Annotated in this window: 7 protein-coding genes; 1 reads left to right on the top strand and 6 read right to left on the bottom strand. The window is 72.3% G+C overall.

The features are described 5' to 3' along the window. Positions 1–171 precede the first annotated feature (171 nt). On the bottom strand, positions 172–2,361 hold the full coding sequence (locus ACU6WZ_RS04785) for an MMPL family transporter (protein WP_447031862.1): 2,190 nt from the start codon (positions 2,359–2,361) through the stop codon (positions 172–174). A gap of 262 nt (positions 2,362–2,623) precedes the next feature. Between ACU6WZ_RS04785 and ACU6WZ_RS04780 the strand changes: the two genes are divergently transcribed. Further along, complete coding sequence (locus ACU6WZ_RS04780) at positions 2,624–3,217, top strand: TetR/AcrR family transcriptional regulator (RefSeq protein WP_447031861.1); 594 nt, start codon at positions 2,624–2,626, stop codon at positions 3,215–3,217. 69 nt (positions 3,218–3,286) lie between these two features. Here the strand turns inward: ACU6WZ_RS04780 and ACU6WZ_RS04775 are convergent, their stop codons facing one another. The 5 genes from ACU6WZ_RS04775 to ACU6WZ_RS04755 are packed head-to-tail and all read right to left on the bottom strand — an operon-like array spanning position 3,287 to position 14,505. Next, positions 3,287–5,797, bottom strand: a complete 2,511-nt coding sequence (locus tag ACU6WZ_RS04775) for an SDR family NAD(P)-dependent oxidoreductase (protein ID WP_447031860.1) — start codon at positions 5,795–5,797, stop codon at positions 3,287–3,289. After that, a complete protein-coding gene (locus ACU6WZ_RS04770; RefSeq protein WP_447031858.1) occupies positions 5,794–7,212 on the bottom strand; it encodes a cytochrome P450 in 1,419 nt (472 codons plus the stop codon). The genes ACU6WZ_RS04775 and ACU6WZ_RS04770 overlap by 4 nt, the downstream gene beginning before the upstream one ends. Further along, positions 7,209–10,046, bottom strand: coding sequence for a KR domain-containing protein (locus ACU6WZ_RS04765; protein ID WP_447031856.1), 2,838 nt, complete (start codon positions 10,044–10,046; stop codon positions 7,209–7,211). Before ACU6WZ_RS04765 ends, ACU6WZ_RS04770 begins: the two co-directional genes overlap by 4 nt. Beyond that, positions 10,043–13,129 carry an SDR family oxidoreductase gene (locus ACU6WZ_RS04760; RefSeq protein WP_447031855.1) on the bottom strand — a complete coding sequence of 1,029 codons (3,087 nt, stop codon included), beginning with the start codon at positions 13,127–13,129 and terminating at the stop codon, positions 10,043–10,045. The genes ACU6WZ_RS04765 and ACU6WZ_RS04760 overlap by 4 nt, the downstream gene beginning before the upstream one ends. Continuing rightward, positions 13,126–14,505 (bottom strand): acyltransferase domain-containing protein, encoded by a 1,380-nt coding sequence (locus ACU6WZ_RS04755; RefSeq protein WP_447031853.1) that lies wholly within the window; start codon positions 14,503–14,505, stop codon positions 13,126–13,128. The genes ACU6WZ_RS04760 and ACU6WZ_RS04755 overlap by 4 nt, the downstream gene beginning before the upstream one ends. Positions 14,506–14,514 lie beyond the last annotated feature (9 nt).

The following is a 14,514-nucleotide window of genomic DNA, read 5'->3' as shown; positions in this document are numbered from 1 at the left end:
CGACCTCAGTTAGACGGTGTCTAATAGATGGAACGACTGTACCTGATGCGCAACTCGAACCGTCAAGGAACCAGTTGGACTGCCTCGGTGGGACGGTGTCAGTCGGGTGGTGCCGGGTGAAGTGCCGCCGCCGACTGCGGCACTTCACCCTGTCCAGGGCGGGCGAACCGGTCAGCCCGCGACGGGGACACGCTCCTTGGGGGTCTCCTCCTCCAGAACCGCATCGCCCTCCTTGATGCCGTACCGCGCGTACAGTTTCTGCAGCGGTCCGGGAGCCCACCAACTGGCGTGGCCCATCAGCTTCATGACGGCCGGCACCAGCAGGATGCGGACCACGGCCACGTCCAGCAGGATGGCGATCACCATGCCGACACCGAACAGCTTCATGGTGAGTACGCCGCTGGTCGCCATGGCCGCGAGCGGCACGCACATCAGCAGTGCCGCGCTGACGATCAGCTTGCCGATGCTCTGCAGGCCGGTGGCCACCGCGGCGGTGGGCTCGCCGAGCGTGTCGTACTGCTCCCGGATCCGGGACACGAGGAACACCTCGTAGTCCATGGAGAGTCCGAAGATCAGCGCGAACAGCATGATCGGCATGTTGGGCTCGATGTTCCCCGTGGGGTCGAAGCCGATCACGTCGGTCAGGTGTCCGTCCTGGAAGATCCAGACCAGGATGCCGAACGTCGCCGACAAGGACAGCAGGTTCATCGCGATCGCCTTCAGCGGCAGCAGCACCGAGCCGAAGGCCAGGAAGAGCAGGATGTACGTCGCGACCGCGATGTAGACCAGCATCCACGGCAGCGTGTCCGCGAGCGCGTCGAGCGTGTCGTCGAACACCGCGGTCTCACCGCCGAAGTACGCCGTGGCGCCGGGCGGCGCCGGTGTCTCGCGGAGCTCGTTGACCAGGTCGCGGCTCTCGGCGGAGACCGCGACACCGTCGAAGGTGACCGAGATGCGCGCGGTGGTGCCTTCGGCGCCGCTGATCTGGGCGTCCTTCGCGCCGGGTACCGCGGCGAGCCGGTCGGCGTATGCCTGTAGCGCGGCGCCCTGCTCCTGGGACTTGGCGTCGCCCGCCAGGGTCAGCAGGGAGTCGATGGCCTTTACGCCGTCGCCTTCGAAGCCCTTCTCCATAATGTTGTGGACCTGCCGGCCCTCGGCGCTGTTCGGCAGCTGGCGTGCGTCGTTGGCGCCGAACTCGATCCGCAGGAACGGCACGGCCAGCGCGACCAGCACACCGAGCGTGACCACCGCGACCGCGACCGGACGGCGCATCAGGGTGTGGGCCAGCTTGAACCAGGCGCCCGTGCCCGCGGCCTTCGCCGGGGCCTGGGCCCGCTTCTTGCGGCGCAGGGAGAGCGAGTTGACCTTCGGCCCCATCACGGCCAGGGCCGCGGGCAGCGCGATGATCGAGAAGAACACGGACAGGACGACAGCGGCGACGCCGCCGTAGGCCATCGACTTGAGGAACGCGAACGGGAAGAAGGTCATACCGGCGAGAGCCACGGCGACCGTGATGCCGGAGACGACGACCGTCCTGCCCGCCGTGGCGACGGTACGTGCGAGAGCGTCGGCCCCGGTGCGGCCGGCGGCCAGCTCCTCGCGGTAGCGGCTGACGATCAGCAGGCCGTAGTCGATGGCCACGGCCAGGCCGAGCACGGTCACGAGGCTCATCGCGAAGACCGACACGTCGGTGAACTGTGCGATGACCCGCAGGACCGCCATGGAGCCGATGATCGACAGACCGCCGACGAGCAGCGGAAGGCTGGCCGCGGCCAGCCCGCCGAAGACCACCACCAGCAGGAGGAAGAGGATGGGGAAGGAGAAGCCCTCGGCGGCGCCGAGATCCTTGCCGATCTCCTCGCCGGCCTGGTGGCCGGTGGGGACCGGGCCACCGCGCAGCGTGTCGAACCCCGCCACGTCCAGCTTGTCCTTGATCTGCTTGTAGGACTCTTCCTTGGCGTTGTCGTCGCTGCCGCGCAGGTTCATGACGACGTAGGTCGCGTGCCGGTCCCGGCTCACCTGCGCCGGCATCTTGGTCATCCAGAAGTGCGCCGATCCGGTGACCGCCGTGCTGGGCAGTGACGAGATCTTGCCTACGACCGCCTGCTGGAACTCCGGGTCGTCGACGGTCTTGTCGTCGCTGCGGTAGACCACCACCGCGTCGGGTGCCCGCTGCGGGAACGCCTTCTCGGCGAGCAGGGCCGCCTTGCGGCTCTCCGAGCCCGGGTCCTCGAAGCCGCCGGGCTTCATGTCGCCGAAGACGCCGACGCCGTAGACCCCGGAGAGCGCGGCGAACACCAGCGTGAGGATCAGCAGGGGCTTGCGCCCCCGGTGGATGAACCGCCCCAACCTCTCGAACATCCCAACTCCCTAGATCATTACGAGCGTTCCGTGTGGCACGCCCTGAAGCTACGGCAACAGTAACGCTGTTATCAATGGGGTTCTCGCCGAAGGGAGGTGGATTCAGGGTCGGCGTGATCGCCGTATGGCCCGCCTGACCTGGGTAAACGTCTGCATTAGACAGTGGATAAGATTCTCGGGCGGTGTCAGCGCCGTGTCAGCATGCGAGCTCTTGGGCTGCTGTCCACGTACTTGTATAACGCTGTTGCGTTACATTTGGCGCATGGCCCGGCTCAAGACTCATGACGAAGCGCTCCGCCTCAAGCTCATCAACCGCGCCGCCGCGACGGTCTTCGACCGCGGCACGTCGGCCCTGAGCCTGCGGCGGCTCGCAGCCGACGTGAAGACCTCGACGACGGCGGTCTATTCGCTGTTCGGAAACAAGGCCGGGCTGCTCGACAGCCTCTACCGGGAAGCGGTCAGCCTGTTCGTCGCCCGCCTGGCCACGGTCGACTCGTCGGACGACCCCGCCACCGACGTGATCCGACTGGGCGTGGCCTATCGCGAGTACGCGCTCGCGAACCCTCACCTGTACGCGATCATGTTCGCGGACCGCACGGTCGACTACGAGCCCACGCCCGAGCGCAGGAACGAGGCCGGCTCGACCATCCAGCCGCTCGTCGACGCGGTGCTCAGGGGGCAGGCGGCCGGCCAGTTCCTGGACGCCTCGCCCGACGTCATCGCGCTCTCCTGCTGGGGCGCGGCCCATGGCCTTGTGTCGCTTGAGCTGTCCGGGAACGAGCCCCCGGGGCTCGACATCGGTGAGGCCTACGAAGCCACCCTGCGGGCCGTCGTCACCGGCTGGGGCCGCGACTGAGGCGGTGTCGAAACCGTCCCTGCCGCGGCCTCGCCCGGCGTACGCCCCCGGGGTCAGTCCGTGAGGGTGTCAGTCCGTGAGGGCGACGCCCTCCGCGAGGAGTACGCCGACTCCCGCCCGGGTCCCCGTCCACCGGCCTGGCTCCGCGCCGGTATGCAGGCGCTCGACCTGCTGGGCTCCCGGGCTGAGCACCAGCCGTCCCACCGTCAGGACACCGGCCGACTTTCGCGGCGTGCCGCGGTCCGTCTCCCGGACGATCGTCTCGATCGCCGTGGGGGAGACCGTGGGATCGGGCGGAAAGGGTGCTGTCCACAGATCGGCGGGCAGAACCGGCTCCAGGTCGAACAGCAGCCCACCGTCGGCCGTACCGGCCGGCCGGGCCTGCGGGAAGACGACTCCGGCCCAGTCCAGCCGCCCTGACGCCGTTGCCGTCGACGTCGGCGCCGGCGCCGGCGGCCCGTCGCAGGGCGTGCCCGCCGCCGGGACCTGCGGGTTCTCGGAGGCGTCGGGACCGTAGACGAGAGTGGCGGCCGCGATCTCGACGCCCCCCTCGCCGCGGACCGTGACCTTCACGCACCACTCGCCGTCCTGGTAGCCCCCGTGGGCTTCACGGTGCAGCGTGCGGTGACCACCGGTGAAGCGCAGCTCGTCGAGACGGACCCGCAGCCGGCGCAGCTCACGCAGGTGCAGCAGGGGCCAGCCCTCGGGCACCACCCAGTCGCCCGCGGCCACCGCGTGTTCCAGGACCACACTGACCGGGATCGCCCCCCGGCCGCCGACCCGTACCTCCGACAGGCACGGATGCCGCCCGGCGCTCAGCCGTCGCGTGGTGCGCATCGACCGGAAGATCTCGTACTCCTCCACTTCACCCAGGTGATGGTCGAGCGCGTGCAGGCGCGGCAGGTCCGGGTGGCCGGTCAGCATGCCGAAGCCGCGCAGCTGCCCCGGCGCCAGGACGGCCCCGATCCGGCCCAGGAAGACGGCCTCGTCGGTGTGGCCGGACGCGAGCTCCGCCACCCAGCGGCGGGCGCCTTCGCCGGGGTCGAGCGTGGAGACGTAGCGGACCGCCGCGGAGTAGTTCGCGATGACCCCGAGCCGTTCCCAGGTCGGCCAGCACAGGGTCTGCACGGGCAGGCCGAGGTTGTCGCGGGCCCAGAACCCGAGCCGGGCGAGGGCCTCATTGCCGGCCGCGTAGTCGATCTGGCCGACCATCCCGCCCATCCGGCCGGCGAGCGAGCCGACGTTGCTGAGCAGCCGCAGCCTGGAGCGCCGTTCGGGGTTGGCGAGGATCGCGGAGACCAGGTTCGCGAACCCGGTGACCTTGACGTCGACCGTACGGAGTACGGACTCGGGGGACTTGCGGTCGAAGCGGGCCGGGTCGTCGATGCCGGCGTTGTGGACCACGAACTCGGGGCCGTCGCCGAGCGCGGCGAAGGCCCGCTCGACCTGCCCGGCGTCCGTGCAGTCACAGCGCAGGTAGTCGATGCGCAGTCCGTCGGCGGCTGCCCGCGCCAGGTTGCGGTGGACCGTACGGTTCTCCTCCGTACGCTGGATCTCGCGCCGGATCGTGCCGAGGTCCCCGGGCGTGCGCGCGCCGGAGAGTCTGCGGCGCCGCCACGCTGCGAACTCCTCGTCCCCGAGGGCGTGTTCCTCGCTCGCTTCCGGGCGCTCGCCCCGGCCCGTGACGACGACCCGGCAGCCGAAGGACTCGGCGAAGGCGCGCGCCGCCGCGAAGCCGACACCGCGCGCACCGCCGGTGATCAGCACGGTGTCACCGGGTCCCGGCGGCGCCGCCCCGCCCGGCGGGCCGAGCGGCGCGGGGCGGCCCGCCAGTACGTGGCGGCGGCCGCCCAGGTAACCGACCTCGAACTGGTCGGGCCGTACGTACTCCCGCTCGACCGCGTCGGCGACCGTCGAGGCGTCCGCACGGTCCAGGTCCACCACGACGATGCCGGCGGCCGGCAGTTCACGGGGCAGACACTTGGCGAGACCGGCCCAGATGCCGCCCAGCGGCTGCGGCACCCGCCCGTCGCCGTGGCCCGCGAGCCCGCCGAGCCGGGTGAGCGCGAGATAGACATGCCGGCCGAATCGGGGCTCGGCGGCCCAGCGCGCGTAGGCCGCTCGGACCGCTTCGGTGGTGCGGGTGAGCGCCGACTGCCAGCTGGTGTCACCCAGTTCGTACGTGTCGCCGAGGACGTTCAGGTCGACGATGCCGTCCCAGCCGTCGAGGCGCAGTGGCGTGTCCGGGTCGGACCGTACGACCAGGGCGCCGCGCGCGCCGAGCTCGGCGGCCACGGCCGCCACCAGGCCGGCGGACTCGCCGACGAGCAGCAGCCGGCGGCCGGCGAGCGGGCGCTGCGGCAGGGGGCCGGCGGTAGGCGCCCCGGCGGACGCTGTGTCGGTGTGCTGGGAGCCGGCGTGCCGGGAGTCGGTGTGCGGCGCCTCGACCGGCTCCCAGACGAACCGGTCGACCGGGCGCACGAAGGCGTCCGGGTCGAACGAGGACAGGTGCGGGCGGACCGCCGGCCACGGGGCCGCAGCCGGCGTTCCGCTGGTGGTAGTGGTGGTGATCGTCGTCATCGGTGGCGCTCCTCGGCCTTCACCTGGATGCCGCCCTTGGGGAACAGCGTGATGAACGCGCCCGCGCGGGACCGGTCGCCGGTGGGTGAGAGCCGGAACCGGCCGGACACGGCCGCGACCGTCTGCTGGAGCAGCGCCAGCCCCATGCGCTTGCCGATGCACTGGCGGCGCCCGCCGCCGAACGGCAGATACGCCGACCGGTCCTGGCTCGGGGTGCCCCCCGGCCGGAACCGCTCGGGGTCGAACCGCTCGGGCTCGTCCCACTGCTCAGGGTTGTAGTGCGCCCCGTACACGGAGACGAGCAGGGGGGTGCCGGCGGGAATGTGGTGGTTGCTCAGCACGTCGTCGTCGATCGCCTCGCGGGTGAACTGCCAGACCGGGGGATGCATCCGCAGCCCCTCGTCGACCACCATGCCGGTGTAGGTGAGGTCGTCCAGGTCCTTCGCGGTGGGCATACGTCCGCCGAGTAGCCGGTCCGCCTCCTCCGCCAGCCGGTCGCGGACGGCCGGGGCGCGCGCCACCTCGTACAGCGTCCAGGTCAGCGAGAGCGCGGTCGTCTCGACGCCGGCGAGGAAGAGGGTGACCAGGTCGGCCCACAGGGCGTCCTCGGGAAGATCCGACTCCCGTATGAGAGTGGCTACCTCGCCGCCCGCGCCGAGGTCGACGTTGTGGGCGGCCTCCGCCACGACCCGCTCCAGGGTGCGCCGCGCGCGGGCCACCCGGCGGCGGTAGGGGGTGGGCACGAACGACGGGATAGCCTTGTCCACGGAGCCGACGTTCTTGAAGATCGCCTCCAGGGCCACCGAGACGGCCTCGGCGAACTCCCCGCCGTCCTGGGACAGGTCCTTGCCCACCAGGGCGAGGCCCATCACCCGGCACGTCAGCTTCATCGACTCGGCGAAGAGATCGAAGGGGCGGCCGGTGCGGGCGTGTTCGGCCCACCGGTCGAGCAGGTCGGCGACGGCGGCATCGCTCTGGGCCCCGCGCGCGGCGATCGCGTTCGGTGTGAAGGCGGGGTTGACGACCTTGCGGTGGCCGCGCCAGTCGCCGTCGTCCAGGGTGAGCAGGCCCCGGCCCATGAACAGCTCGAACGCCTCGTAGTAGGCGCCGCGCGCGTAGTTGTCGGCGTTGCCCTGCAGCACGCGCCGGATGCCGTCGGGTGCCGAGATCTGCACGGTCGGGTTGTGGGGCAGTATGGGCAGTCTCACGACGGTGCCGTGGTTGCGCTGGGCGCGCAGCGTGTAGCCCGGCGGGTCGGTCGCGTAGGCGATGGTGGAGATGACGGGCGAGGACAGCGGGAAGCTGGTCGGCCCCTCCACGGGTTTGGCCCGTGCCCCGGTCACCGGGCAGACGCCCTCGGGCGGCCGGGGCGGTGCGGCGCTGGAGGTCTCGGGTGTCTGGGGTGTCTCGGTCATGCTCTTGCCTCCTCGGCAGGGCGCCGGCGTTCGCGGTACTCGCCGGTCCGCTGGTTCACATGGCCGAGCACCACACCGGTCATGTCCTTGATCTGCAGGACGACGTCTCCGTCCGCCGTGACCGCCAGGGCCCGGTTGTCCTCCTCGCTCTCCAGGTCGAGGCGGGAGGGCAGGGAGTAGAGCTCGACCGGGGTCCCGGCGGCGGCCAGGGTCGCGTCGGTGTGGCCGCCGTACAGGTCGATGCGGCGGATCGTGCGGGGTACGGCCAGCGGGGTCCAGTCGCCGTCGCTGCGGTCGAGCACCGACACCCGCGCCAGGCCGTCCAACAGGACGGACGGCACCACGAGCCCGGAGAACCACCGCTCGATGCCGGGCCTGTCGGGTGCGTACCTGGCCCGCCTGCCGTGCGGGTGGACGCGGGTGTCGGCGGTGGATACGAACACCCCGCTGAGCAGCACGGCCGGATTGGGCACGTGGTACGGGTCGGCCATCCGCTCGGCGCCCTGGTCGTCCCAGTGGTCCCAGCGCGGCGGCGCGACCGGCTCGTCCCGCAGCCGGATGCGCGCGGAGAAGTGGCGGCGGCCCTTGACGAGCAGCCGCCCGTTCGGGGCGAGCACATCGCCCGTCACCTCCACGGCGACGACGGACTCCCGCGGCCCTTCGTCGACCAGGCGGGCCGTGATGCGCTTGGTCTCGTCCCGGCCCGGCTTGTAGACGCGCAGGAACGAGTCGAGCCGGATGTCCTCGATCACGGCCGGCACCCGGCCGGGCACGAGGTGCATGGCCGCCTGCGCGGCGAGTTCGGGCACGAAGGTGCCTGGCAGGGTGGGATAGCCCGCCACCACGTGCTCGTGCAGGTACGCGTCCCGCTCCTGGTTGAAGGTGCGGACGACGGTGAGCCTGCCGGGACCCCGGTCCACGATGTCGTCGACGAAGAAGTCCGGAAGGGACGCAGCGGTGGCCGGGGCGGGCCGAGCGATGGATGTGGGGGATGCGGGGGATGCGGGCACGGCGGACGCCGGTCCGGTACGGCAGAAGTCCAGGTAGCCGGGCACGGCCGCCTCGATGGCCGCACGCTCCGGATCCCCGAACAGCACGGTGACCGGGGTGTGTTCGGCCTGGTCGAGCTCGTGCAGGAAGTGGTGGACCCCCTCCGCCGTGGGCATGGCGGTGAACTGCGCGCTCTTCGCCAGGAACGTCCGCATGATCGGCGTCGAGCCGAGGCCGACATCGCGCCACAGCGTCCAGCCGATGGTGAACTCCCTTGCGCCGTGGGAGGAGTGGTGAAGAGCCGCCGTGTTGAAGTAGTCGTTCGCCGCGCCGTAGTCGGTCTCGCCGGTCTGGCCGGTGAACCCGACGAACGAACCGAAGTTGCACCAGCGGCGCGGCTGCCGGTCGCCGAAGGCCGCCTTGAGGTTGCCGTAACTGCGTACCTTCAGATCGCGGACCGTACGGAAGTCGTCCAGGCTCTTCTGGTCGACCGAGGCGGCGCGATTGGTGCCGGCGATGTTGAGCAGCAGGTCCACCCCGTCGTCCGAGGCCGCCGCGATCCGAGCGACGACCGCTTCCACGGCCGCACGCTCACGTAGGTCACAGGAGTGATACGTGACCCTGCCCGGGCCGCAGATCTCCTCCAGGGCGGTCAGATTCGCCTTCACCTCGACAGCGGCCGACAGCCGGTCGTAAGCGGCGTTCGCCGCCCGCACGGTGAGCGGCTCGGAGCCGGCCGTCCGCGCGCGGATGAAGTCCTTGCGGCTCAGCCGGGCGTCGTCGGCCGTCACCCCGTCGAGGCGGGTGGATCCGATGACGTGGAGCCGGGGCCGGTCACGCCGGGCCAGCGCCGTGAGCAGCTCGGCGCCGATGCCACGGCCGCCACCGGCCGCGACCACGGTGTACCCGGTGGGTGAGGAGGCCCGCGGCGGGCGCGCGGCGCCGGGGTGCGGGGCGGCCTGCCACAGCAGCCGGGTGCCGCCCGCGAAGGAGACGACCGGCAGCAGCTGCTCGGCCAGGATTTCCGCGGCCGCGTCCTTCTCGGCGGACGCGAGATCGGTCGCGTCGTGGACGACGGCCACCACCGACGACCCGGCCCATTCGAGCGCGAGGCTCTTGGCGAACCCGGTGAACAGGCCGGTGCACGGATGGGGTGTGCGGGCCGCGTCGATGCCGCCGAGCACGACGACGGCGAACGACTCGGGCCGCTCCGGCAGTTCCGCGCAGGCCTTCGCCGTACGGAAGACCGCGTCGTGCAGCCGCAGCAGCCCCTCGGACGGCCCGGAGCGGGGGTCCTCCCGCGACAGGTCGACCAGCACCCGCACATGCCGGGGCCGCGCCCCGAGCACGGCGGCCTCCACCGCTTCGTCCTGGAGCGAGGTGAGCAGGATGGCGTTGGCGGGCAGTTCCCCGCCGCCGCGCACCACATGACGGTCACTCAGAACGACAGTGGCCGGCGGGAAGAGGGGCGGGACGGATCGGTCGGAAGCCACCGGCCGGGGGGCGGGTGCGAGGCGCAGGACGTGCCGGTCGAGGAGGTGGGGTTCGTCGTCGGGTACGGGCCGGAGGGGCCGGGGTTCGGTGGCGCGCGGGGCCGCCTCAACGGTCGAAGGCGCGTCGGCCCCGGCAGTCGTACGCGCGGGTTCGGCGTCCTGACGCTGCCCGTCCGGGTGGCGCAGGCGCAGCCGGTGGACCGGGCCGCCCGCCTGGACGGCGCGTTCGATCACCGCCGTGCCGTGCCCGGCGGGGGCCCCGGCGGGAACGCCCGCCGTGAGGAAGGCGATCAGTTCCCGGGCGCCCTCGGCGCCCAGCAGGGTGGTGGAACCCTGGTGCGGGGCGCTCACGCTGCCACGCTCCTCTCCATGACGGCCAGCACGGGCAGCCCGGCTTCTTCGGCGAGTGACCTGCGGGTGACGACGAACAGGAAGGCGCCCTCGGCGGCGCCGCGCCCCGCGGTGTCGTTCCAGCCCGGCAGGGCCGTTCCGTTGACTCCCGCGACCAGAGCGACGTCGATCTCCCGGAAGTCCAGGTACGAGCCGGCCACGTCGAACGCCTCCAGCAGCGACGCCTCGCCCGCGTCGACCGTGATGTTGAGGCCCCGCAGATCGAAGTAGTTGGACAGCCGGGCGGCGATGACATTGGGCATCTCGCCGGGGAACGAGTCCTCGGTCGGTGCGGCGATCAGGCCGGTGGCCCGCTCCTCCAGGCGCTGGAAAAACTTGGCCGTGGTGGCTTCGTCGTCCGTGCCGGCCACGGTGTGGGCGATCTCGTCGAGGTAGGCGCGGGTCTTGTAGAGCAGGGCGTTGCGGGTCGCACCCGTGTGTCCGACCACGACCCCGGTGGTCCTGTGGTGGCCTAGGCACAGCTCGCGGACCCGCTCGTCGAGCCGTTGCATGCACCGGACCATCATCAGCTGGGTACGGTCGGTGGTGCGCGCGGTGGGCGGCGGCATGCGCAGTTCCTGGAACGGCGGCAGCGGGTACGCCGTACCGAACGACGGCTCGAACCCCTCGTGGGCCCCGTCGGGACCGGCCGCGGCCCAGGCCGTGACCTCGTCGGCGTCCGGACCGCCGGGCAGCTGCGCGGACCAGCCGACGATCACCAGGTCCTCGCCGAGCGGTGCGGGAAGGGCGGAGGGACGGCCGGACCACGAGCCGCGGTGGTCCTCGGAAATGATCATGTGGGCGTTGGTGCCGCCGAAGCCGAACCCGGAGACCGCCGCGCGCCGCGGGCGGTCGTTCCCGCCGGGCCACGAAACCGGCCGCTGCGGCACCACGAGCCCCTCGGCCCGCCCGGCGAGCGCGTCCGGCAGCCGTTCGAACCGGTACTGCGCCGGGATCGATTCGTGCCGCAGCGCCAGCAGGGTGTGGATGACGGAGACCACGCCCGCGGCCCAGCCGCAGTGCCCGACCAGGGACTTGTTGGAGGTGACCAGCGTCGTGCGCTCCCCGGTGTAGCGCTGGGCGAGGCTGGTGAACTCGGCCTCGTCGCCCGCCGGGGTGCCCGTGGCGTGCGCGACGATCCAGTCGACGTCGTCCGGGCCGAGCCCGCTGCGCTCGAAGGCCCGCTCGACGGCGAGCTCCTGGCCGGCCGGTGCCGGGGCGTAGATCGCCTTGCCCCGGCCGTCCGCCGACAGCCCGATCGCCGACACGATGCCGAGGACCTGGTCGCCGTCCGCGTGGGCGCGCGAGAGCCGTTTGAGTACGACGAGCCCGGCGCCGTCCGAGAACAGCGCGCCGTCCGCGCCCGCGTCCAGCGCCCGCACGGCCCCGCCCGTCGACAGCCCGTTGAGCTTCGCGAACAGGATCGAGCCGCTGGGCGCCAGCGCGAAGGAGCCGCCGCACACCGCGATGTCGCTCTGCCCGGAGAGCAGATCGCGCACGCCGAGGTCCATCGCGTAGAGCGAGGACGAGCAGGCGGTGTCCACCATGTGCAGCCGGGTGTCGGGCGGCAGGATGCCGTGCATCGCGTCCTGCCCGACACGGTGGGGCAGATAGGCGGCGCGGGGGTCCTGGCCACGGCTGAACCGTTGCCGCAGGGCGTCCCCGACGGGACCGTTCACGGCGTCGTCGCCGTCCTCGGCGAGCACGTCGAGTGCGGAGCCGAGGACGAAGGCCTCCTCCAGGTGCTGACTGCCGTCGGGGGTGTAGCCGACACAGAAGGAGAAGCGGTCGCCGGGCTGCCGCCGTACACCGTCGAGCGCCTGGTGGAGGCTGTGCCGCAACCAGAGCGCGGTGTGATCGAGCCCGGCCTCGTCCAGGCCCTCCGCCGTGAGCTTGTCGTGCGGCCGGAAGTCGGTGATGAACCCGGAACGCCGCTGATACGTCTTGTCGGGCGCGCGACGGTCCTCGTCGTGGAAGCGCGCGATGTCCCACCGGTCGGCGGGCGCGTCGACGAAGAGCTCCGCGCCCTCGGTCAGCAGCCGCCAGAACTCCTCAGGAGAGGACGCCCCGGGGATGGCCATACCCATGCCGACGACGGCGATCGGGTCGTCGGCCGGGTCGTTGGCCGTGTCGGCCGTGTCGGCCGTGTCGTCGTGGGGCTCAGGAACGCCGGCCTCCGCCGGGGTCTGTACGGAGGGTTCGGGGTCCTCCGCCAGCTCCGCCCGCTCCGCCGCCGGGGTGGGGGACATCGCGGAGCGCAGCAGCGTCAGCCCGCCGTCCGCGAGGACCGTCTGGCCCGTCACCCAGCCCGAGCGTTCGGAGCACAGGAACAGGACCACCTCCGCCAGGTCCTCCGGGCGGCCGAGACGCGCCAGCGGCGTCGCCGCCACCGTGTTGGCGCGGACGTCCGCGAAGTCCGGGAACATCTGGCCGACCGGGTTGTCGATCAGGCCGCAGGACGCCGCGTTCACCCGGATGCCGTCCTCGGCGAGCTCCGCCGCGAGGTAGCGGGTCAGCGCTTCGAGCGCCGCCTTCGAGACGCCGACCGGCAGGTAGTTGGCGGGCGTCGTGGCCGAGCCCAGCGAGGACACGTTGACCACCGCGCCGCCGCCCCTGCCCTGCGCCGCCGCGAGCAGCGGACGGGCATAACGGGCGCACCACAGCGGCCCTTTGACGTTCGTTGTGTACGTCCGGTCGAGCAGGTCCTCGGTGATCTCGTCGAAGGGTACGAACGACCCGGCCGCCGCGTTGTTGACGAGGATGTCCAACCGGCCGTGCTCGTCGGCGATCTCCGCGAACATCCGCTCGACCTGCGCCGGGCGGGCCACCGAGGCACGCACCACGCGTACATCGAGCCCACGGGCGACGAGAGCGCGGGCCTGCTCCTTGGCGGCGTCGTACGAATGGAAGCAGTTCAGCAGTACGGTGGCGCCGCGCTCGGCCAGGCGCTCGACGATGACCCGGCCGACGCTCCCGGCTCCGCCGGTGACCAGGGCGGTCCGCCCGGCGAACTCGCCTTCGGTGTGGGGGTTTCGCTGGCTCACCGGGCCGCCGCGCTTCCCGTGAAGGCACCTTCGGTGACACCGGCGGCCACGAAGTCGACCACCTTGCCGAACGTGTCGTAGTCGGCGACCCGCAGTCCGGCGGGCGGGACGCCCAGCCCGAAGCGCTCGCCGAGCCGGCTCAGCAGCTCGGTCTGCTTGACGGAGTCGACGCCGAGGTCCGCCTCCAGCAGCACGTCGTCGGTGAAGACCTCCTCGGGGTACTCCATCGCTTCCGCGTACAGGGCCCTGACCCGGCCCGCGACGTCGTCCCGGTCGACGGCGGCCGGCGCGCTCCGCGCGACGGTGAAGGCCGCGTCGACATCGGGCTCGTCCGCCTCGATACCCGCCGCGCTGTCGTCCGCCGCGATACGGTGCGAGACCGCGCCGGCGCCGGCCAGCGGGGAGCGGAGCGCGTCGGCTGCCCGCGCGAGCCCCGCCTCGTCGTCACGTCCGGCCAGTGGCGCCACCACGTGCGCGCCCGGCAGGGCCTCCGCCACGAGCGCGGTCAGCACCCGGCCCGCGCCCGTCTCGACGAACACCCGCGCACCCCAGGTGTGCAGGGCCGCCACCGACGCGCCGAACTCGACCGGTGTCACCAGGTGCAGCGCCAGCAGCTCGGCCAGGTCGTCGCCGTCGCGGTAGAACCGGCCGAGGATCGGCGAGTACACGGGGACGGTGAGCGGACGGGTGGGGAAGGCGGAGATGCGGTCGGCCAGTTGCCGGCGCGCGTCGGCCAGCAGCGGGTTGTGGAAGGGGTGGGGGGAGCGCAGCCGGGTCGCCGCGATGCCGAGCTGCGCGGCGATCGCCGCGGCCGTGTCGATCGCACCGGCCGGACCGGAGACGACGCTCTGGCGCGCCCCGTTGTCGACGGCGAAGACCAGATCGGGGTCGCCGATCAGTGCGATGACCCGCTCGGCGCGTTCGCGCGAGCAGCCGAGGGCGAGCATCCCGCCGCCGCTGCGGTCGTGAGCGCGTACGACGGCGATCCGCTCGCACAGCACGGCGGTCGCGTCCGCGAGTTCGTAGGCGCCCGCGCACGTCAGGGCGGCGAGTTCGCCCAGGCTGTGGCCGAGGTGGACACCGGCCCGGGCGCCCCGCTCCACGAGAAGCCGGTGGGTGGCGACGGCGGTGGTGAAGACGGCGAGCTGAAGGGTGTCGGGGGCGGTCTCCAGCAGCGTCGCGGGGCTGGGCGGCGAGGGCTGGAACACTGTCGGTGACACCGCGCGGCCGGACTTCTCCTTGGCGATGGCGTCCACCTCTTCGAAGGTGGCGCGCACGGTGTCGTCGCCGCGCTCCCAGAGGCCCTTGAGGGTGCCGGGGCGGTAGGCGCCCTGCCCGGGGAAGAGAGCGACGGTCAGGTCCAGTTCTCGGTTCATTGTCTTCCC

The organism is Streptomyces hypolithicus, from assembly GCF_052934925.1.
The sequence above is the reverse complement of the archived record's forward strand: the minus strand, read 5'-3'. Positions and strand labels throughout refer to the sequence as shown.